This is a genomic window from Craurococcus roseus (assembly GCF_039523795.1).
In the GTDB taxonomy this organism is placed as follows: domain Bacteria; phylum Pseudomonadota; class Alphaproteobacteria; order Acetobacterales; family Acetobacteraceae; genus Craurococcus; species Craurococcus roseus.
In genome coordinates this window covers 15,206-33,464 of record NZ_BAAAFZ010000023.1, presented here as the reverse complement: position 1 = coordinate 33,464, position 18,259 = coordinate 15,206, and the positions used below count along the sequence as shown (strand labels likewise).

The 18,259-nt window shown below is 72.4% G+C and carries 20 protein-coding genes; 10 read left to right on the top strand and 10 right to left on the bottom strand.

The features are described 5' to 3' along the window. The first annotated feature begins 98 nt into the window (after positions 1 to 98). On the top strand, positions 99 to 308 hold the full coding sequence (locus ABD067_RS09885) for a hypothetical protein (protein ID WP_343895089.1): 210 nt from the start codon (positions 99 to 101) through the stop codon (positions 306 to 308). 15 nt (positions 309 to 323) lie between these two features. Here ABD067_RS09885 and ABD067_RS09880 read toward each other — a convergent pair whose 3' ends face one another. The 6 genes from ABD067_RS09880 to ABD067_RS09855 all read right to left on the bottom strand — a co-directional run bounded on the left by ABD067_RS09880 (position 324) and on the right by ABD067_RS09855 (position 5,632). Next, positions 324 to 1,667 carry an amidase gene (locus tag ABD067_RS09880; protein WP_343895088.1) on the bottom strand — a complete coding sequence of 448 codons (1,344 nt, stop codon included), beginning with the start codon at positions 1,665 to 1,667 and terminating at the stop codon, positions 324 to 326. A gap of 188 nt (positions 1,668 to 1,855) precedes the next feature. Then, positions 1,856 to 2,002, bottom strand: coding sequence for a hypothetical protein (locus tag ABD067_RS09875; protein WP_343895087.1), 147 nt, complete (start codon positions 2,000 to 2,002; stop codon positions 1,856 to 1,858). A gap of 72 nt (positions 2,003 to 2,074) precedes the next feature. Continuing rightward, positions 2,075 to 3,457 (bottom strand): MmgE/PrpD family protein, encoded by a 1,383-nt coding sequence (locus ABD067_RS09870; RefSeq protein WP_343895085.1) that lies wholly within the window; start codon positions 3,455 to 3,457, stop codon positions 2,075 to 2,077. 11 nt (positions 3,458 to 3,468) lie between these two features. Beyond that, positions 3,469 to 4,443 (bottom strand): hydroxyacid dehydrogenase, encoded by a 975-nt coding sequence (locus ABD067_RS09865; RefSeq protein ID WP_343895084.1) that lies wholly within the window; start codon positions 4,441 to 4,443, stop codon positions 3,469 to 3,471. An 18-nt stretch (positions 4,444 to 4,461) separates the two neighbouring features. After that, entirely contained in the window at positions 4,462 to 5,076 is a 615-nt protein-coding gene (locus tag ABD067_RS09860; RefSeq protein WP_343895083.1) for a thiamine pyrophosphate-dependent enzyme, read from the bottom strand. A gap of 4 nt (positions 5,077 to 5,080) precedes the next feature. Further along, the gene (locus tag ABD067_RS09855) at positions 5,081 to 5,632 is read right to left on the bottom strand and encodes a thiamine pyrophosphate-binding protein (protein WP_343895082.1); all 552 of its coding nucleotides are present in this window, start codon (positions 5,630 to 5,632) and stop codon (positions 5,081 to 5,083) included. 95 nt (positions 5,633 to 5,727) lie between these two features. Between ABD067_RS09855 and arfB the strand changes: the two genes are divergently transcribed. Together arfB and ABD067_RS09845 are read left to right on the top strand one after the other, a co-directional pair. Then, a complete protein-coding gene (gene arfB, locus ABD067_RS09850; protein ID WP_343895081.1) occupies positions 5,728 to 6,150 on the top strand; it encodes an alternative ribosome rescue aminoacyl-tRNA hydrolase ArfB in 423 nt (140 codons plus the stop codon). Positions 6,151 to 6,222: 72 nt separating this feature from the next. Beyond that, entirely contained in the window at positions 6,223 to 6,504 is a 282-nt protein-coding gene (locus tag ABD067_RS09845; RefSeq protein WP_343895080.1) for a hypothetical protein, read from the top strand. Positions 6,505 to 6,550: 46 nt separating this feature from the next. Here the strand turns inward: ABD067_RS09845 and ABD067_RS09840 are convergent, their stop codons facing one another. Further along, positions 6,551 to 6,781, bottom strand: coding sequence for a hypothetical protein (locus tag ABD067_RS09840; protein ID WP_343895079.1), 231 nt, complete (start codon positions 6,779 to 6,781; stop codon positions 6,551 to 6,553). A 39-nt stretch (positions 6,782 to 6,820) separates the two neighbouring features. Further along, positions 6,821 to 7,567 carry an SDR family NAD(P)-dependent oxidoreductase gene (locus tag ABD067_RS09835; RefSeq protein WP_343895078.1) on the bottom strand — a complete coding sequence of 249 codons (747 nt, stop codon included), beginning with the start codon at positions 7,565 to 7,567 and terminating at the stop codon, positions 6,821 to 6,823. Between the two features lie 97 nt (positions 7,568 to 7,664). On the opposite strand from ABD067_RS09835, the gene ABD067_RS09830 reads away from it, so the two are divergent. Genes ABD067_RS09830 through ppdK form a run of 6 tightly spaced genes read left to right on the top strand, consistent with a single transcriptional unit; the run spans position 7,665 to position 14,986 of the window. Next, positions 7,665 to 8,471, top strand: coding sequence for a S49 family peptidase (locus ABD067_RS09830; protein WP_343895077.1), 807 nt, complete (start codon positions 7,665 to 7,667; stop codon positions 8,469 to 8,471). Positions 8,472 to 8,529: 58 nt separating this feature from the next. Continuing rightward, positions 8,530 to 9,417, top strand: a complete 888-nt coding sequence (locus ABD067_RS09825; RefSeq protein WP_343895076.1) for a glycine--tRNA ligase subunit alpha — start codon at positions 8,530 to 8,532, stop codon at positions 9,415 to 9,417. Between the two features lie 54 nt (positions 9,418 to 9,471). Further along, positions 9,472 to 9,732, top strand: a complete 261-nt coding sequence (locus ABD067_RS09820; protein WP_343895075.1) for a type II toxin-antitoxin system VapB family antitoxin — start codon at positions 9,472 to 9,474, stop codon at positions 9,730 to 9,732. Beyond that, complete coding sequence (locus ABD067_RS09815; protein ID WP_343895074.1) at positions 9,729 to 10,118, top strand: type II toxin-antitoxin system VapC family toxin; 390 nt, start codon at positions 9,729 to 9,731, stop codon at positions 10,116 to 10,118. The genes ABD067_RS09820 and ABD067_RS09815 overlap by 4 nt, the downstream gene beginning before the upstream one ends. A 3-nt stretch (positions 10,119 to 10,121) precedes the next feature. After that, the gene (gene glyS / locus ABD067_RS09810) at positions 10,122 to 12,302 is read left to right on the top strand and encodes a glycine--tRNA ligase subunit beta (protein ID WP_343895073.1); all 2,181 of its coding nucleotides are present in this window, start codon (positions 10,122 to 10,124) and stop codon (positions 12,300 to 12,302) included. 11 nt (positions 12,303 to 12,313) lie between these two features. After that, positions 12,314 to 14,986 (top strand): pyruvate, phosphate dikinase, encoded by a 2,673-nt coding sequence (ppdK, locus tag ABD067_RS09805; RefSeq protein ID WP_343895072.1) that lies wholly within the window; start codon positions 12,314 to 12,316, stop codon positions 14,984 to 14,986. A 47-nt stretch (positions 14,987 to 15,033) separates the two neighbouring features. On the opposite strand, the gene ABD067_RS09800 is transcribed toward ppdK, so the two are convergent. Next, positions 15,034 to 16,242 (bottom strand): calcium-binding protein, encoded by a 1,209-nt coding sequence (locus ABD067_RS09800; protein WP_343895071.1) that lies wholly within the window; start codon positions 16,240 to 16,242, stop codon positions 15,034 to 15,036. 202 nt (positions 16,243 to 16,444) lie between these two features. Beyond that, positions 16,445 to 17,173 (bottom strand): hypothetical protein, encoded by a 729-nt coding sequence (locus ABD067_RS09795; RefSeq protein WP_343895070.1) that lies wholly within the window; start codon positions 17,171 to 17,173, stop codon positions 16,445 to 16,447. Between the two features lie 176 nt (positions 17,174 to 17,349). On the opposite strand from ABD067_RS09795, the gene ABD067_RS09790 reads away from it, so the two are divergent. Continuing rightward, positions 17,350 to 18,222 (top strand): SDR family oxidoreductase, encoded by an 873-nt coding sequence (locus ABD067_RS09790; protein ID WP_343895069.1) that lies wholly within the window; start codon positions 17,350 to 17,352, stop codon positions 18,220 to 18,222. Positions 18,223 to 18,259 lie beyond the last annotated feature (37 nt).

Here is an 18,259-nt window from a genome sequence, read left to right as displayed (position 1 = left end):
ATCCCTTCCTTGACGCGAAAGGCATTATTGCGTATACGTTATAAATAGGTAAGGTGGCCGCCATCCTCCGGGAAGGCGGCCGGTCAAGGAGATCCACCATGGACCACCGAATGGCCTCGCCTCCCCCTCCCGGCGCTTTCGCCGCGCGCAAGATGCGGGTGGACGCCATCATGCGTGCCCTGGCCGACCGGCACGAGGCGAAGCGCGAAGCCATGTCCGGCTTCGCCTCCATCGGCCTGTTCCTGGCCGAGCGCCGTTCCCTGGCCTTGCAGGCGGCGGTTCTGCGCGCCGCCGCCCTGAAGCATTGAACCGCGAGGCCGCGCTTAGCGCTCCGCCAGGGCCGCTTCGATCCCGGCGGCGGCGGCCAACAGGGCCCTGTCCGCCACCGCCTCGCCGGTCAGCATCAGCCCGACCGGCGCCTCGCCGGGGCGGTGGATGGGCAGGCTGATCGAGCAGCGGTCGAGGAAGTTGCCGACCGCCGTGTTCCGCAGCAGCAGCATGTTGATGCGGTTGTACTCCGCTTCCGGCTCCACCTCGGCGATGGCGGGCGGGATGACGGGGACGGTGGGGCAGACCAGCGCGTCGAAGCCCGCCGTCCGCCGCGCCACCGCGGCGATGATGCGGGCGCGGGCGTTCACCAGGTCGATGTACTCGGCCGCGGTCATGCGTTCGCCGCGCTGGATGCGGGCCAGGATGCGCGGGTCATAGCCCTCCCGCCGCTCGGCGATCAGCCGGCGGTGCCAGGCCCAGGCCTCGGACGCGGCGAAGCCGCCGGTGGCGTTGACCGCCGGCAACTCCACCAGTTCCGGGAGGTCGAGCAACTCGATCCGCGCGCCGGCGGCGCTCAGGCGGGCCAGGGCGCGGTTGAAGGCGGCGGCGACGGTCGCGTCCATGTCCTCCATCAGGAAGGTGCCGCGCGGCAGGGCGAGGCGCAGTTGGCCGACCGGCCGCGGGGCCGGGGGCACGGGGGCCTCATCGCCGCTGATCACGGCGTCCAGCACTGCGCAGCAGGCGACCGTGCGGGCCAATGGGCCGATCGAGTCCAACGATTGCGACAGCGGCAGCGCGCCGGCGAGCGGCACGCGCCGGGCGGTGGGCTTGAAGCCGGTGATCCCGCAAAGCGCCGCCGGGACGCGGCAAGAGCCGCCGGTATCGGTGCCGAGGCCGCCGAAGCCCATGCCTTCCGCCGCCGCCACCGCCGCGCCGGAGGAGGAACCGCCGGGCAGGCGCCCGGTCGCGCGGTCCCAAGGGCTCGGCGGCGTGCCGTGATGGGGGTTCACGCCGAGGCCGGAGAAGGCGAACTCCGTCATGCCCGTCCGGCCGAGGACCACGAAGCCGGCGCGCCTGAGCCGCGCCACGGTGGGGGCGTCGGCCGTGGCGGGCGGGGCGTCGCGCAGGACCACCGAGCCGGCCCGGGTGGTGTGGCCTGCCTCGTCGAACAGGTCCTTCACCGTGACCGGGATGCCGGCGTAGCGGCCGGGCGGCGCGCCGGCGGCGCGCAACGCGTCCAGCGCCCGGGCCTGGGCGCGGGCGGCGTCGGCGTGGACGGCGGTGAAGGTGCCGGGGAGGGCGTCGGCCGCGATGCGGGCCAGCGCTTCGTCCGTGAGGGCCTCGGCGGAGGCGAGGCCGGCGGCGAGCGCTTCGGCCGCCTCTTCCATCGTCTGCATCGGGCGATGCTGGCCATGCCGGGGCGGGAGGGCAAGGCGCGCCGGGACGCGACGCCTTACTTCCTTACTATCTTGCTCCCTGGCCCGGTGCGCGCGGCCATTTCGAGCAAAGGGCAAGGCTCAGACATTGGACCGCTTCTGTTCGGGTCGGTGCGAGCCTTTCCCGCCGGGTGGCGCGGCGGAGCCGGTCAGTCCTGGTCGTCGTTGGCGGGCGGCACCCTTTGCACCTCTTGCATGGCGAACGGGAAGAGCAGCCGGCCGAACATCCAGCCTTCCAGCAACGGGAAGCCTTCCGCGTCGTCGCCCGGCGGTGGCGCGTCGTGTCCCTCGCTCATGCCGTCTCAATCCCCTTACCCGCACCTTGATATTAAGTGAACGTCGGGAAATGGAACCGGTTCCTACAAACACTATTCCGCGGCCCGGTGGGCGGCGCCTCGACCGGCCGCCGGCAACGGCACCGGGCCGGGCAGGGCATCGCCGTGCCACAGGGCGTCCAACAGGGTCCGGGACGCGGCGGCGCCGGCCACGGGGGCGGCCAGTTCGGTGAATTTGTCGGACAACTCCCGGTCCGAGAGGGGGGCGTCCGGGTCGCCCTTGCGGGTTGGCTGGTGGCGGAACAACTCGCGTCCGTCGCGCAGCCTGACCGCGACCTTGGCGGCGCGGCGGCCGGGGTAGTCGGCGGCCAACTCCCGGTCGAGCGACACGGAAACACGGCGCATTAGGGCGCGGATGCGCCCGTCGGCGAGCGCCGGCGGCTCGAAGGCGGCGAGACGGACGCCGCCCAGGACCAGGAGGGCGGCGATGCAGTACTGGGCGGAGAAGCGGGCTTCCTGCTCGGTGCCGGGGTCGGGGCGGTCGCAGACCTCCTTGGTGGGGCCGTAGCCGCCGAGGTGGACGGCTTCCACGTCGTCGGGGCCGAAGCCGTGCTCGGCGCGGAGGTCGGCCACGGCGTCCAGGCCAGCGAAGATGTGGCCGCAGCAGCCGTGGTTCTTGAAGGTCATGGCGGTGATGGCGAAGCGCTCGCCCAGGTCCGCCAGGGCCTTGTCCCACTTGCCGGCGTCCTCGCTGGTGGCGGCGGCGAAGCCGACCGGGCCGTGCAGCGCGTCGAGGGCGCCGGTGACGCCGGCGGCGGCGCCGATGGCCGCGAGGGCGCCGGCGTCGGCCGCGTGGCCGGGGTGGAGGGGCTTGCTCATGCCGCCGGAGCGGAACGCCTGCTGCAAGCCGCCGGCGAAGGTGGCGGCGGTGGCGATGGCGTGGGCGGTGCGGCCGGCGTCGCAGCCCAGCAGCAGCGCGGTGGCGGTGGCGGCGCCGAAGGTGCCGACGGTGCCGGTGGTGTGCCAATAGCGGTAGTGGCTGGGCTGCACCGCGACGCCGATGCGGCAGGAGACCTCGTAACCGGCGGTGATGGCGCGGAGCAGGGCGTCCAACGTGGCGCCGCGCGACTGCGCCGCCGCCAGGGCCGCGCCGATTGTGGGGCAGCCGGGATGGTAGCCGGCGTCGCGGTAGATGTCGTCGAACTCGACCGAGTGGCTGGCGGTGGCGTTGAGCAGGGCGGCGTGGCGGAGGGCGCTTGGCTGGCCGTCCACGTAGCAGATGGCGCGGCCGGTGCCGCGCTCGGGCGCGAGGGCGGCGGCGAGCAGGGTCGCGGGCGGGTGGAGGCAGCCGGGCAGCAGCGCGGCGAACCAGTCGATCAGCGCGCGGCGCGCGTGGTGCGCGACCTCGGGCGGCATGGGCCGGTCGCGCCAGGACGCGGCGTGGTCGGCGAGGGCAAGGAGCGGGTTCTCGGCCATGCGCGCGCGCGCTACGCGTTGCCGCGCAGCACCTCCTTGTTGATGACCACGTCGGGGTCGAGCCGGCCTTCGAAGGCGGCGATGACGCTGTCGGCGCAGGAGAGGGACATGCGCCGGACGCTCTCGGCGGTGGCGGCGGCGCTATGGGGCGTCATCACCACGTTGGGCAGGTCGCGGAGCGGGTTTTCCGCCTTCAGCGGCTCTTCCCAGAACACGTCGAGGCCGGCGGCGGCGACCTGGCCGGAGCGCAGACCGGCGGCGAGCGCCTCCTCGTCCACCAGGGTGCCGCGGGCGGTGTTCACCAGCACCGAGCCGCGCTTCATGGCGACGACGAACTCCTTGCCGACCAAGCCGCGGGTTTCCTCGTTGCTGGGGCAGTGGAGCGTGACGGCGTCCGCCTCCGCCAAGCCGGCGGCGAGGGTCTTGGCGGGCGTGAAGCCGGCGCCCTTGATCGTGTTCCCGGGAACATAGGGATCGTAGGCCAGCACGCGCATCCCGAAGGCGGCGGCGAGGCGCGCGGTGCGGGCGCCGATGCGGCCGAAGCCCACCACCAGCAGGGTGCTGCCGGCGAGGTCGAAGGTGGGGAGCGACTCGCGCGGGCCCCAGTCGAGGGCACGGGTGGCGGCGTCGTAGTCCTTCACGCGGCGGGCCACCGAGAGCAGCAGCATCATGGCGTGCTCGGCGACGCTCACGGCGTTGGCGTCCGGCGTGACGGTGAGGGGGATGCCGCGCTGGGTGAGCGCCGGTACGTCCACCGCGTCGTAGCCGACGCCGTGGCGGGCGACGATGCGCAGCTCCGGGGCCATTGCCAGGAAGGCTCTGTCTATCCGTGTGGCGCGGACGATCACCGCTTCCGTGTAGGGCAGGACGGGCTTGAGGTTCTCGGGCGTCGGGTCCGGCATCACCTCCACGGTGATGCCGGGGTGGTTCCGGAGCCGCTCCAGCGCCTCCGGGTGGACGGGGCGGAGGCAGAGGACGTGCGGCATGGCGGCGGGGCTTCCGGGCTATTGCAGGTGCGCGGCGGGGCCGAGGATCGCTTCGCGCATCCGGGCCTGGAGGATGGCGGCCTCGCGCGGGGGCAGCACCAGCGGCTCCGGCGCGTCGTCGATCTTCACCTGCGCGAAGAGCGGGCCTTTGCCGGCGTGGATCGCCTCGCGCAGCGCCGGCACGTCCTTGGCGTCCGTGACGAGGCGCGAGTCCGCGATGCCGGCCGCGCGCGCCATGCCGGCGAGGTCCACGCCGTGGCGGGTGTGGGTTTCTTGCATCCCGGTCTCGCCGTAGCGCTCGTTGTCCTGCACCACGATCGAGAGGTTCGCCGGCTTCTGCACGGCGATGGTGGCGAGGGCGCCGATGCCCATCAGCATCTCGCCGTCGCCGGTGATGACCAGCACGCGGCGGGACGGCTGCGCCAGCGCCAAGCCCAGGCCCATCATCGCCGCGCCGCCCATGCCGCCCCAGAGCGGCAGGTTCTCCGGCGCGTCGCCGGCGGCGGTGATGTCCCAGGCCGGGGCGCCGAGGCCGCCTATGACGAGCAGGCTCCCGCGGTCGCGCAGCAGTTCGCGCACCAGGGGGCGGCGCTTCATCCTGCCGGTCTTGCCCGTTTCGATGCTCGCGCTCATGGCGTCACTTCCCGAAGGTCTTGGCGCCGATGACGCGCTGGCCGATCAGGGTCGCGGTCGGGCGGAAGGTGTTGAAGGCGAGGCGGAGCGTGGCGTCCACGGTGGGCGCCACGTCCTCCGGCGCATCAGCGCGGCGGACCAGCGTGCCCATGGCTTCCAGCACAGCGGGCGTCGCTTGGCCCATGGGCACCTGGAACGGGTTGAACTCGCCGAACTCGCCGCGCATGGTCACGATCATCGGCAGCGGCGTGCGGTGCGCGACGGCGACCGAGAGCATGTTGATGCAGTTGCCCACCCCGCTGCTCTGCATCAGGAGCACGCCTTTTTGGCCGCCGAGCCAGGCGCCGAAGAGCTGGGCCACGCCCTCCTCCTCGGTGGTGAGGGTGACGACGCGCATTTCGTTGTCCGCGAGGCAGCGGCGGATCAGGCGGGAATGGCCGGCGTCCGGCACCAGGGCCACCTGGCGGATGCCGTGCTCCTTCAGGAGGTCGTAGATGCGGTCCGGCCATGCTTCGGCCGCGTCCGGCGCCATCTCCAACTCGTCGCGCTGCACCATGCGTTTCCCCTCGCGTCCAGGGGAACATCACGCCGGGGCGGGGCGCTGGCAAGTTGGGCCGCGCGCGGGCAGAATGTTCCGCGAAGGGCAGGGGCATGATCGAGGTCGGGCACGGCGTTTCCATCCGGGAGGACGAGCTGCGGGAAAGCTTCCTGCGCGCCTCCGGGCCGGGTGGGCAGAACGTCAACAAGCTGGAGACGGCGGTGCAGCTCCGCTTCGACGCGCGCAACTCGCCGAGCCTGCCGGATGCGGTGCGGGCGCGGCTGCTGCGGATGGCCGGGCACCGGGCGACCCTGGCGGGGGAGATCGTCATCACCGCGCAGCGCTTCCGCACGCGCGAGCGCAACCGGGATGACGCGCTGGGGCGGCTGGTGGCGCTGATCCGCGAGGCCGCCGCGCCGCCCCCGCCCAAGCGGCGCGCGACGCGGCCGACGCTGGGGTCGAAGGTGCGGCGGTTGGAGGGGAAGGCGCGGCGGTCGGACACCAAGCGCCTGCGCGGCAGGCCAGCGGGGGACTGACGGCCGCGGGCCCGGCGCGCAACCGGCCGGCGCCTGAGGGGTTGAAGGGCCTCCACGGACGGAACGGAAGCCATGACCAAGAAGAAGTCGAGCGGCGGCAGCGACGACCGCACGACGAGCCGGGGCACGGTGAAAGGGCACCACCCCAGCCCGGACGACGCCGTGCCCGAGGGCGGCAAGGCGGCTTCGCCGACGGAAGGCAAGGGCGCGCCCAAGGGGGCGGCCTCGAAGGCGCTCGCGGAGGGCGCGGTGGCGGGCGACGACACCAGCAGCGCCACTGTCGGCAAGCGCGAAAAGGAGCAAGCGGAAGCGGCGAACGCCGGCAAGCCGCAGTCGGGGCACCGGGACGGCTGACCGGGGCGGGCCGGCGGCCCGCCCATAGTCGCCGAATCGAAGCGTGTCAGGCCTCGACGGAGAAGAAACTCCCGTAGTCGCCGCCCTTGTCGATGAACTCGGTGTGCGCCGCCGCGCACTGGGCGGCTTCGTGCGGCGTCGAGGGGCGCGTGGTGAAGCCGCCCGGCGCGACCGCTTCCGCGGCGTGCTTGGCCAGGAAGCCTTCCAGATCGGCTTGGTTGGTGTTGATGCAGAGCCGCCAAGGCCGGCCGTTGTTTTCAATGGTTAAGTAGCGCATGGCGTCCCTCGCCCATCCATTTCCCGAGCCATGGGGCGATCAGCCCCACATCTGCCCGCCGTCCACGATGACCGTCTGCCCCGTCACCCAGCGCGCGCGGGGCGAGGACAGGAACAGCACCACCTCCGCCACCTCCTCCGGCGTGCCGAGGCGGCCGAAGGGGATGCTGTCGAGGATGCTCCCGTAGAGCTTCGGGTCGCTGGTGCGGCGCTTCTCCCAGGAGCCGCCGGGGAACTCGATGGAGCCGGGCGCGACGCCGTTCACGCGGATGCCCTTCGGCGCGTGCATCTGCGCCTGGCTGGCGGTGTAGTTGATGAGCAGCGCCTTCACCGCGGCGTAGGCCGGCGTGCGGGTGGAGGGCATGAAGCCGGAGATGGACGAGACGTTGACGATGCAGCCGCGCGACCGTTCCAGGTGCGGCAGCGCGGCGCGGCTGGCGCGCACCGTCGCCATCACGTCCACGGATAGGCCGGCGGCCCAGCCCTCTTCCGTGTCCTGCGATCCGAAGCCGGAGGCGTTGTTGACCAGCACGTCGATGCCGCCGAGGGCCTGCGCCGCCGCTTCCACGTAGGCGAGCACGGCGGGGCCGTCCGCCAGGTCGCAAGGGGCGGCGTGGGCGGGGACGCCCTTGGCTTCGATCTCCTTGCGCGTCTCTTCCAGCGGCCCGGGGCTGCGGGCGCAAATGGAGACGGCCGCGCCCCCTTGCGCGAAGCCCAGCGCCACCGAGCGCCCGATGCCCCGGCTGCCGCCGCACACCACCACGCGCTTGCTCCCGAATTCGCCCATGCCCCGGCCTCCCCGTCCGGGCGCAGGCTGGCCGCGACCGGCCGCCCCGGCAAGGCCGCGGCTTGATGATGCGCGGGGCGCGGGCACATAGGGACGCATGTTCCTCCTCCCTTTCGACCGCCGTCCCCGCGTGGCGCTCGTCCGCCTGTCCGGCGCCATCACCGCCCGGCCCGGCTTCGGCGGCGGCCTCAGCCTCTCCTCCGCCGCGCCGGCGCTGGAGCGCGCCTTCGGGCTTCGCCGGGTGGCGGCGGTGTTCCTGGCGCTGAACTCGCCAGGCGGCTCGCCCGTGCAGTCCTCCCTCATCGCCGCGCGCATCCGCCGCCTCGCCGACGAGAAGAAGGTGCCGGTGGTGGCCTGCGTGGAGGACGCTGCGGCCTCCGGCGGCTACTGGATCGCCTGCGCGGCGGACGAGATCGTGGCGGACCCGTCCTCCATCCTCGGCTCCATCGGCGTGATCGCCGCCGGCTTCGGCTTCCAGGACGCGCTGGCGCGCTACGGCGTGGAGCGGCGGATGCACACGGCGGGGACGGAGAAGAGCTTCCTCGACCCGTTCCAGCCGGAGCGGCCGGAGGACATGGAGCGGCTGCGGACCTTGTTGCAGGACCTGCACGGCGAGTTCCGCGGCTGGGTCTCCTCGCGGCGCGGTTCCAAGCTGAAGGCACCGGCGGAGGAGCTGTTCACCGGACGCTTCTGGCCCGGCCGCCGCGCGGTGGAACTCGGCCTCGCCGACCGGCTGGGCGACGCGCGGGGCGAAGCGGAACGGCGCTTCGGGCCGAAGGCGCGCCTGATTCCGGTGGGCGGGCCGCGGCGCCCGCTGCTGCAACGGCTGCTGCCCAGCGTTTCGGCGGAGGCCGCGATCGCCGCGCTGGAGGAGCGGGCGGCGTGGGCGCGGCTCGGGCTGTGACAACCAATGCCGCGGCGGGTATTGTGCGGCGCAACGACAACGAGGACGCCGCCCCCGCATGACAACGGGACAGTTCGCCGAAGCCGCCGCGCGGCCCCTGAGCTTCCAGGACATGATCCTGAAGCTGCACGCCTTCTGGTCGGCGCGCGGCTGCCTGATCCTGCAACCCTACGACATGGAGGTGGGCGCCGGCACCTTCCACCCGGCGACGACCTTGCGCGCGCTCGGGTCGGCGCCGTGGAAGGCGGCCTACGTGCAGCCGAGCCGCCGGCCCTCGGACGGGCGCTACGGCGAGAACCCCAACCGCTTGCAGCATTACTACCAGTACCAAGTGATCCTGAAGCCCACGCCGGCCGATCCGCAGGCGATGCTGATCGAGAGCTACAAGGCGCTCGGCATCGACCCTTCGCTGCACGATATCCGCTTCGTGGAGGACGATTGGGAGAGTCCCACGCTCGGCGCCTGGGGCCTCGGCTGGGAGGTGTGGTGCGACGGGATGGAGGTGACGCAGTTCACCTACTTCCAGCAGGTGGGCGGCATCGCCTGCGAGGTGCCGTCCTGTGAGCTGACCTACGGGTTGGAACGCTTGGCGATGTACATCCAGGGCGTCGAGAACGTGTACGACTTGGCGTTCAACGACGAGGGCGTGCGCTACGGCGACGTGTTCCTGCGGGCGGAACGCGAGTACAGCGCGCACAACTTCGAGCACGCCGACGTGCCGGCGCTGTTCCGCCACTTCGAGGACGCGGAGCGTGAGTGCCGCGCGCTGCTCGACAAGGGGTTGGCGCTGCCGGCCTACGACCAGTGCATCAAGGCAAGCCACCGCTTCAACCTGCTCGACGCCCGCGGCGCCATCAGCGTGACGGAGCGCGCCTCCTTCATCCTGCGCGTGCGCGCGTTGGCGCAGGGGTGCTGCGAGGCTTGGCTGGCTGGAGAGCGGGCGTGACTCGCACCCCGCTGCGTTCTACCATCCGGGGCGGATTTCTACCGCCGAGGCTTCATGGTTCAGTTGAACATCAAGGACGAGCAACTGGTCGCGGACGCGAAGGCGCTCGCGGAGTTGCTGGGCACCTCCGCCACCGAAGCGGTCCGCCGCGCCGTGCAGGAGAAGCTGGCGCGCGAGCGGATCGGCCGCGACGAGGAGAAGCTCCGGCGCTACAACGAACTCATGGCGATCGCCGACCGGGCCTCGAAGCTGTTCCCGCCCGGCGCCAGCAGCGACCATTCCGACCTGTACGACGAGAACGGCTTGCCGAGATGATCGTCGACACTTCGGCCATCATGGCGCTGTTGTTGAAGGAGCCGGAGGCGTCTGCATTCGGCGCGGCGCTGGCGGAACAGCCCCGCAGTGCCATCTCGGCCGCGACGCTGGTCGAGCTCTGCATCGTCGCCGAAGGCCGGGCGGGCATGGCGGTGTGGGCCGAGGTGGAAGCGTTGTTGGCCGGTGTCGAAGTCGAGGTGGTGCCGTTCACCGCCGGGCAGGCGGCGCTCGCCCGCGAAGGCTGGCGCCGCTTCGGCAAGGGGCGGCACCCGGCGGGCCTCAACCTGGGCGACTGCTTCGCCTACGCGCTGGCGCGGGAGCGGGGCGAGCCGCTGCTGTTCAAGGGCGAGGACTTCGCCCGGACCGACGTGCGGCGGGCGTTGTAGCAGATGCCCGAACTGCTGCTCGAACTCCTCTCGGAGGAGATCCCGGCGCGGATGCAGGCGCGCGCGGCGGAGGACCTTTCGCGGCTGCTCTCCGCCCGGATCGCGCCCTTGCTGGAGGGCGAGCCGCGCGCCTTCCACGGCCCGCGGCGCCTGACCCTCACCGCGACCTTGCGCGCCGCCGTCGTGACGGAAGGCCGTGAGGAGCGAGGGCCGCGCGTGGGCGCGCCGGAACAGGCGTTGCAAGGCTTCCTCCGCAAGCACGGCGCGGCGCGCGAGGCGCTGTCGGAGCAGAACGGGTTCTGGGTGCTGAACAAACCCGGCGAGCGGGTGGAGTCGGCGGCGATGCTGGCGCGCGAGCTGCCGCCGCTGCTGCGCGGCTTTCCTTGGCCGAAGTCGATGCGCTGGGGGGCGAGCGGCTTTGCCTGGGTGCGGCCGCTGCGGCGAGTCCTGTGCCTGCTGGACGGCGAGCCGGTCCGCTTCGCGCTGGCAGAGGGCGCGGACGAGGCGCACGGGCTGGTGTCGGGCGACACCACCGAAGGCCACCGTGTGATGGCGCCTGGCGCCTTCGCCGTGCGCGGCTTCGCGGATTACGAGGCCGGTTTGCGCCAGCGCCGCGTGGTGCTCGACGCGGCGGAGCGCGCCGACCTGATCCGCAAGGGCGTCGCCTCGCTTGCCGCTGGGGAGGCGCTGGAGGTGGTGCCGGACGAGGCGCTGGTGGCGGAGGTGGCGGGCCTCGTGGAGTGGCCGGTGCCGCTGCTCGGCCGCATCGACGACGCCTTCATGGACCTGCCGCCCGAGGTCATGCGCTCCACCATGCGCGCGAACCAGAAGTACTTCTCCCTCCGCCGCCCGGGCGGCGGCGCGGCACCGCGCTTCGCCGTGGTGGCCAACATCGAAGCGACGGACGGCGGCGCGGCGGTGGCGGCGGGCAACGAGCGCGTGCTGCGGGCGCGGCTGTCCGACGCGCGGTTCTTCTGGGACCTGGACCGCAAGCAGAAGCTGGAAGACTTCCTGCCGAAGCTCGACAGCGTGGTGTTCCACGCCAAGCTCGGCACCCAGGGCGAACGCGTGCGGCGGCTGGAGGCGTTGGCGGCGCTGATAGCGCCCATGGTCGGCGCGAACATGGCGCTCGCGGCGCGCGCCGCGCGGCTCGCCAAGGCGGACCTCGCGAGCGGCATGGTGGGCGAGTTCCCGGAGTTGCAGGGCGTGATGGGGCGCTACTACGCGCTGAACGGCGGCGAGGACGCGCGGATCGCGGACGCGGTGGGCACGCACTACCAGCCGCTCGGTCCGAACGACGGCGTGCCCCGCGAACCGACCGCGGTCGCGGTTGCACTGGCCGACAAGCTGGACCAGCTCGCGGGCTTCTTCGTGGTCGGCGAAAGGCCGACCGGATCAGGCGACCCCTTCGCCCTGCGCCGCTCCGCGCTGGGCGTGATCCGGATCGTGCGGGAGAACGGGCTGCGGCTGGCCTTGCTCCATGTGCTCGAACACGCCGTCAAAGAAGCGGAAGCGTCGGCCCTCTGGGCGCAAGGGGAACCTCTGCGCCGGGCCGCCGAGGAGTTCGAGCGGCATGGCGGAACGGATCTGGCGAGCATGCCGGGGCGCCACTCGCAGGAGGTCCAGGTCCCCGGCTCCGACCGGTGGGTGAACCAGGCGTGCCTGGACCTGCTCCACTTCCTCGCCGAGCGCCTCCGCGTCCAGCTCCGCGCCGAGGGCGCGCGGCACGACCTCGTGGCCGCCGTGTTCGGCGCCGCGCCCGACGATGACCTCGTGCGCCTTCTCGCCCGCGCCGACGCGCTCAAGGCGCTGGTGGAAGGCCCGGACGGGCCGAACCTGCTCACCGCCTACCGGCGCGCGGCCAACATCCTGCGCATCGAGGACAAGAAGGACGGGCCGCACACCGGCGCGCCCGACCCCGCGCTGCTCCGCGCGCCGGAGGAGGCCGCGCTGGCCGAGGCGCTGGACCGCGCCGCGCCGGCCGCGCGCGAGCGCCTCGCGGCCGAGGATTTCGCCGGCGCCATGGCCGAACTCGCCGCGCTCCGCCCGCCGCTCGACGCCTTCTTCGATCGCGTGACGGTGAACGATGCGGACCCGGAACTCCGGCGCAACCGCCTGCGCTTGCTGGCCAGCCTTCGCGACGCCATGGATGCCGTCGCGGACCTATCCAAAATCGAAGGTTGAGGGAATTGCCCATGGGCAAGTGGGTCTACAGCTTCGGCGCCGGCCGGAACGAGGGCAAGGCCGAGATGCGGAACCTGCTCGGCGGCAAGGGGGCCAACCTCGCCGAGATGGCCAGCATAGGCCTGCCCGTCCCGCCGGGCTTCACCATCACCACCGAGGTCTGCACTTGGTTCTACGACCACGGCAAGAAATACCCGGAGGACTTGCGCGCCCAGGTGGATGAGGCGCTCGCCCGCGTGGAGGAGACGGTGGGCAACCGCTTCGGTGACGCGAAGAGGCCGCTGCTGGTGTCCGTCCGCTCCGGCGCCCGCGTCTCCATGCCGGGCATGATGGACACGGTGCTGAACCTCGGCCTCAACGACCAGACGGTGGAGGGGCTGGAGGCGGCGTCCGGCGACTCCCGTTTCGCCTGGGACAGCTACCGGCGCTTCATCCAGATGTACGGCTCGGTGGTGCTGGGCATCGACCACCACCGCTTCGAGGAGATCATCGAGGACGCCAAGCTCGCCGCCAACGCCACCGAGGACACGGCGCTGACCGCGCGCGACTGGCGCGGCGTGGTGGACGGTTACAAGGCGATGGTGCAGGAAGTGCGCGGCGAGCCCTTCCCGCAGGACCCGCAGGACCAGCTCTGGGGCGCCATCGGCGCGGTGTTCGGCTCCTGGATGAATCCGCGCGCCAACACCTACCGCCGGCTGCACGACATCCCGGCCGACTGGGGCACGGCGGTGAACGTGCAGGCCATGGTGTTCGGGAACATGGGCGAGGATTGCGCCACCGGCGTATGCTTCACCCGCGACCCGTCCACGGGCGAGGACATCTTCTACGGCGAGTACCTGATCAACGCCCAGGGCGAGGACGTGGTGGCCGGCATCCGCACGCCGCAGCCGATGAGCGAGGCGCGCGCCAAGCCGGACGAGCGCAGCATGGAGAAGGCCATGCCCGCCGCCTACGCCGAGCTGGTGAAGGTGCGCGAGACGCTGGAGCGGCACTACCGCGACATGCAGGACATCGAGTTCACGGTGCAGCAGAACAAGCTGTACATGCTGCAAACGCGGAACGGGAAGCGCACGGCGGCGGCTTCCTTGAAAATCGCCGTGGACATGGCCGCGGAAGGGCTGATCGACCGCAAGGAGGCGGTGAACCGCGTCGCGCCCTCCTCGCTCGACCAGCTCCTGCACCCGATGCTGGACCCGGAGGCGCCGCGGAAGCTGTTCTCCAAGGGCCTGCCCGCCTCGCCGGGCGCCGCCTGCGGCGTGGTGGTGTTCTCGGCCGACGAGGCGGAGGCGCGCGCCAACAAGGGCGAGGCGGTGATCCTGGTGCGGATCGAGACCAGCCCGGAGGACATCCACGGGATGCACGCCGCGCGCGGCATCCTCACCACCCGCGGCGGCATGACCAGCCACGCCGCGGTGGTGGCGCGCGGCATGGGCCGGCCCTGCGTGGCGGGCGCCGGCGGCGTCACGGTGGACTACAACGGGCAGACGCTGTCCTCCGGCGGCCAGACGGTGCGGGCCGGCGAGACCATCACGCTCGACGGCGCCAGCGGCGAGGTGTTCGTCGGCGCGGTGCCGATGATCGAGCCCAAGCTCTCCGGCGACTTCGCCACTCTGATGGAGTGGGCGGACCAGTCGCGGCGCCTGCGCGTGCGCGCCAACGCCGAGACGCCGCTGGACGCCGAGACCGCCCGCAAGTTCGGCGCCGAGGGCATCGGCCTCTGCCGCACGGAGCACATGTTCTTCGACCCCGACCGCATCGGCGCGGTGCGGCAGATGATCATGTCCGAGACGGAGCGCGGCCGGCGCGAGGCGCTGGCGCGGCTGCTGCCCTTCCAGCGCAAGGACTTCCTCGACCTGTTCCGCATCATGGCGGGGCTGCCCATCACCATCCGCCTGCTCGACCCGCCGCTGCACGAATTCCTGCCGCACCGGGAGGAGGACCTCGCCGAGGTCGCGGAGGCGCTCGGCGCCGACCCGGCGGCGATGAAACGGCGCGCGGCGGACCTGGCGGAGGCGAACCCGATGCTCGGCCACCGCGGCTGCCGGCTCGGCATCTCCTACCCCGAGATCTACGAGATGCAGGCCCGCGCCATCTTCGAGGCCGCGATCGAGACGGCGAAGAGCACCGGCAAGGCGCCGGTGCCCGAGATCATGATCCCGTTGGTGGCGACCAAGCGCGAGCTGGAGATCACCCGCGCGCAGGTGGAGCGCATGGCCAAGGCGGTCTTCGCCGAGGCGGGTATGGAGGTCGAGTACCAGGTCGGCACCATGATCGAACTGCCGCGGGCCGCGCTCTGCGCCGACGCCATCGCGGAGCCGGCGGATTTCTTCTCCTTCGGCACCAACGACCTGACGCAGACGGTGTTCGGCCTGTCGCGCGACGACGCCGGCAAGTTCCTGCCGCTCTACGTCGAGCAGGGCATCCTGCCGAAGGACCCCTTCGTGTCGATCGACATCGACGGCGTGGGCGCGCTGGTGCGCATCGCCAAGGAGAAGGGGCGCGGGGTGAAGCCGGAACTCAAGCTCGGCATCTGCGGCGAGCACGGCGGCGACCCGGCTTCCATCCAGTTCTGCGAGGAGGCGGGGCTGGATTACGTGTCCTGCTCGCCCTACCGCGTGCCGGTGGCGCGGCTAGCGGCGGCGCAGGCGGCGCTGTCCGGCGGGGGCGGCGACCGCACGGCTTGAGGGGGCGGCCGGGGCGCGCTTCGGCGCGCGCCCCGGCCCTTTCGAAGCTACACCAAATCGAAGTCGCCGGCCGTGAACTCGTTGGCGAGGCGGCCGAGGAACAGCACCTGGTCGCCGTCCCCGAGGTCCAGCACGGTGCCTTGCTCCGTCTGGTCCAGGTTCTCCAAGGGGTCGAAGCCGTCGCCGAAGCCGACCAGGCGCACGGTGTCGTCCGCCGGGCTGAAGTCGGTGATGACGTCGTCCCCCGTTGTTTCGTCGGCGCGGAACACGAACACGTCCGCCCCGTCGTTGCCGGTCATGGTGTCGTCGTCGGCGCCGCCCTCGACCGTGTCGTCGGCGTTCCCGCCGAGCAGGACGTCGTCGCCGCCATCGCCGGAGAGCTCGTCGGCCGCGGTGGCCGCTTCCGGATCGGTGGCGAAGGCGCGGATCAGGTCGTCGCCGCTGCCGCCGAAGATGGTGTCGGCCGCGACGTTGCCGCCGATGATCGAATCATTGCCGCCGTCGCCGTAGACGAGGTCGCCGGTGGGGTCGTTCCAGGCGATGAAGTCGCCGCCGTCGCCGCCGTACACCGTGTCGCTGCCGGCCATGCCGCCGACGGTGTCCTCGCCCGCGCCGGCGTAGACCAAGTCTTTGCCGGCGCCGGTGTTGATGTTGTCGTTCCCGTCGCCGCCGTCGAGCTCGTCGTTCCCGCCGTTGCCGACGATGCTGTCGGCGCCTGCGCCGCCCGAGACGGTGTCGGCCGCGTCGCCGCCCAGCAGGGTGTCGTCCCCGTCGTCGCCCGAGATCTCGTCGGCCGCCGTCGCGTCCGCCGGCGCGGTGGCGAACGCCTGGATCGAGTCGTTCCCGCTGCCGCCGAAGATGGTGTCGGCCGCGACGTTGCCGCCGATGATGGTGTCATTGTCCTCGTCGCCGAAAACGAGGTCGCCGGTCGGGTCGTTCCAGGCGATGAAGTCGTTCCCGCGGCCGCCGAAGACGGTGTCGTTGCCGGCCATGCCGCCGATGCTGTCGCTGCCGGCGTCGGCGAAGACGAGGTCGTCGCCGGCGCCGGTGTTCACCGTGTCGTCGCCGGTGCCGGAGTCGAGCAGGTCGTCGCCGGCGCCGCCGTTGACGGTGTCGTTCCCCTCGTTGCCGAACAGGAAGTCCGCTTCCGGGCTGCCGGTCAGCGAGTCGTCGCCGCCGAAGCCGAAGAAGATCGCTTCCTCCGTCCCGGCCGTGAGCGTGTCAGGGCCGTCCGTGCCGAATCTCAGGTCTGCCATATCCCGGGTCCCTCCGTTGCGCGCCCGAGGGGCAAAACCGGGGTGTTCTCCGGTTCGATCCCGCGAGCAGCAGGAGGAAACCAGAGCCGCCGGGCTACCGCAGTGAGAAAGGTCACTCGTCATGTGATCTTCAACTACCGGTGCCTTCCGCGCCTGACCTTGCCCGCAACAGGGGCGACGGGCGGCGGTTTGACAGCGCCCTTCAGCCGGCGGGGGCCGCGGCGCGCTCCGGTCGCGCGGCGACGGCGTAGGGCAGCGCCGCGAAGTCCCGCAAGCGCCGTTCCACGGCCGCGAAGGCCCGGCGGTCCAAGGCGGAGAGCGGCGGCGCGTCGGCCGAGGCCGCAGTGTTGCGGTGCGCTAGATAGCGGGCGACGCTGCCGGCGCCGCGCCGGTGTGCGGCGGCGACGAGGCCCGCCTCCGTCAGCGGCACCGGGGAGCCGTCGAGGCCCGGGACGGCGCCCCCGCTTCGGGCGAGGCTGCCGTTGCGGTGGAGAAGCGCCTCCGCGCGGCGGAGATAGGCGCCCATCGCTGCCTCCTGCGCCGCCGCGCTGGACAGGAAACCCTCGTCCGAGCCGACGCCGTGGCGCGCGGCGAGGGCGGTCCAGCCGCCGGCGGCGTCCTTCCACCCGAGGTCGCGCAGCGCTTGCGGCGTGAGCTGGTATCGACCGAGCGCGCCGGATGCGGCGTTGCGGGCGCCGTAACCCTCGCCGGGGCGGGTCGCGCCGCTCTCCGCCCGCGCGATGCGGGCGCGGAACGCGGCGTCGTGCGCGGCGACGACGCCCGCCGGACCGGGGAACGGCGTCGCCACGCGCGCCGCCAGGGTGCGGGGCGCCGCCGCCACCGCCACCGCCGGAGATCCGTGCCCTTCTGTCGCCCGCGCCAAGGCGCGTTTGAAGTCGTCGGCCTTGAACGGCCGTCCCGGCTTGGCCACGACACCAGCGCCCTTCGCCGCCGCAACGCTTCCCGCACCGTCCATCGCCGCTCCGCCCGTTCCCCTCCGGACCCGCGGCATAACCGGCGAGGGGTTAAGGTTCCGTTCCGCAGGCCGGCCGCAACCGCCCCGGCCAGCGCCCGTTCCCGGCGCAGACAATCGCAGGGACGCGCGCCATGCCAGACGACAAGCAAACACCGCAGCCGCCGCAGAAGCAGGGGCGCCAGCCCGGCGTCGAAGCGGAGATGATGCCGCAACCCAAGGACCGGATGGAGGGCTGGAAGCCGGCCAACAAGCTCCAGGGCAAGCGCGCCGTCGTCACCGGCGGCGACAGCGGCATCGGTCGCGCGGTGGCCATCGGCTTCGCCAAGGAGGGCGCGGACGTGGTGGTCCTCTACAAGGACGAGCACCAGGACGCCGAGGAGACGAAGCGCCACGTCGAGGCGGCCGGGCGCAAGTGCCTGGCCATCGCCGGCGACGTCGGCGACCCCGGCTTCTGCGCCAAGGCCGTCGAGCAGGCGGCGCGGTTCCTGGGCGGGCGGATCGACATCCTGGTGAACAACGCCGCCGAGCAGCACGTCTGCGAGGACTTCGCCGAGATCCCCGAGGCGCAGGTGGAGCGGACCTTCCGCACCAACATCTTCGGCTACTTCTGGATGGCGAAGAACGCGCTGAAGCACATGCCGGAGGGCGGCGCGATCATCAACACCACCTCCGTCACCGCCTACCAGGGCAACCCGCAGCTCATCGACTACGCCAGCACCAAGGGGGCCATCGTCGCTTTCACCCGCAGCCTGGCGAAGTCGCTGTTCGAGCAGAAGAAGATCAGGGTCAACGGCGTGGCGCCCGGCCCGATCTGGACGCCGCTGATCCCGGCGAGCTTCGACGAGGAGAAGACGGCGCAGCACGGCTCTTCCGCGCCGATGCAGCGCCCCGGCCAGCCGGACGAGTGCGCGCCGTCCTACATCTTCCTCGCCGCCGAGAGCGACAGCAGCTACATCAACGGCCAGGTGCTGCACCCGAACGGCGGCACGGTGGTCAACGGGTGACGATCCGGCGTGGCGGCCGGGCCTCGGCGCGGGAGGC

Excerpts from the sequence above, each read along its gene's own strand:
- ABD067_RS09865 (WP_343895084.1), bottom strand. The coding sequence starts at position 4,443 with ATGCCGCACGTCCTCTGCCTCCGCCCCGTCCACCCGGAGGCGCTGGAG.
- ABD067_RS09825 (WP_343895076.1), top strand. The coding sequence starts at position 8,530 with ATGACAACGGGACAGTTCGCCGAAGCCGCCGCGCGGCCCCTGAGCTTC.
- ABD067_RS09840 (WP_343895079.1), bottom strand. The coding sequence starts at position 6,781 with ATGCGCTACTTAACCATTGAAAACAACGGCCGGCCTTGGCGGCTCTGC.
- glyS (WP_343895073.1), top strand. The coding sequence starts at position 10,122 with ATGCCCGAACTGCTGCTCGAACTCCTCTCGGAGGAGATCCCGGCGCGG.
- ABD067_RS09820 (WP_343895075.1), top strand. The coding sequence starts at position 9,472 with ATGGTTCAGTTGAACATCAAGGACGAGCAACTGGTCGCGGACGCGAAG.
- ABD067_RS09855 (WP_343895082.1), bottom strand. The coding sequence starts at position 5,632 with ATGGTGCAGCGCGACGAGTTGGAGATGGCGCCGGACGCGGCCGAAGCA.
- ABD067_RS09860 (WP_343895083.1), bottom strand. The coding sequence starts at position 5,076 with ATGAGCGCGAGCATCGAAACGGGCAAGACCGGCAGGATGAAGCGCCGC.
- ABD067_RS09845 (WP_343895080.1), top strand. The coding sequence starts at position 6,223 with ATGACCAAGAAGAAGTCGAGCGGCGGCAGCGACGACCGCACGACGAGC.
- ABD067_RS09800 (WP_343895071.1), bottom strand. The coding sequence starts at position 16,242 with ATGGCAGACCTGAGATTCGGCACGGACGGCCCTGACACGCTCACGGCC.
- arfB (WP_343895081.1), top strand. The coding sequence starts at position 5,728 with ATGATCGAGGTCGGGCACGGCGTTTCCATCCGGGAGGACGAGCTGCGG.
- ABD067_RS09835 (WP_343895078.1), bottom strand. The coding sequence starts at position 7,567 with ATGGGCGAATTCGGGAGCAAGCGCGTGGTGGTGTGCGGCGGCAGCCGG.
- ppdK (WP_343895072.1), top strand. The coding sequence starts at position 12,314 with ATGGGCAAGTGGGTCTACAGCTTCGGCGCCGGCCGGAACGAGGGCAAG.
- ABD067_RS09875 (WP_343895087.1), bottom strand. The coding sequence starts at position 2,002 with ATGAGCGAGGGACACGACGCGCCACCGCCGGGCGACGACGCGGAAGGC.
- ABD067_RS09790 (WP_343895069.1), top strand. The coding sequence starts at position 17,350 with ATGCCAGACGACAAGCAAACACCGCAGCCGCCGCAGAAGCAGGGGCGC.
- ABD067_RS09870 (WP_343895085.1), bottom strand. The coding sequence starts at position 3,457 with ATGGCCGAGAACCCGCTCCTTGCCCTCGCCGACCACGCCGCGTCCTGG.
- ABD067_RS09880 (WP_343895088.1), bottom strand. The coding sequence starts at position 1,667 with ATGCAGACGATGGAAGAGGCGGCCGAAGCGCTCGCCGCCGGCCTCGCC.
- ABD067_RS09815 (WP_343895074.1), top strand. The coding sequence starts at position 9,729 with ATGATCGTCGACACTTCGGCCATCATGGCGCTGTTGTTGAAGGAGCCG.
- ABD067_RS09885 (WP_343895089.1), top strand. The coding sequence starts at position 99 with ATGGACCACCGAATGGCCTCGCCTCCCCCTCCCGGCGCTTTCGCCGCG.
- ABD067_RS09830 (WP_343895077.1), top strand. The coding sequence starts at position 7,665 with ATGTTCCTCCTCCCTTTCGACCGCCGTCCCCGCGTGGCGCTCGTCCGC.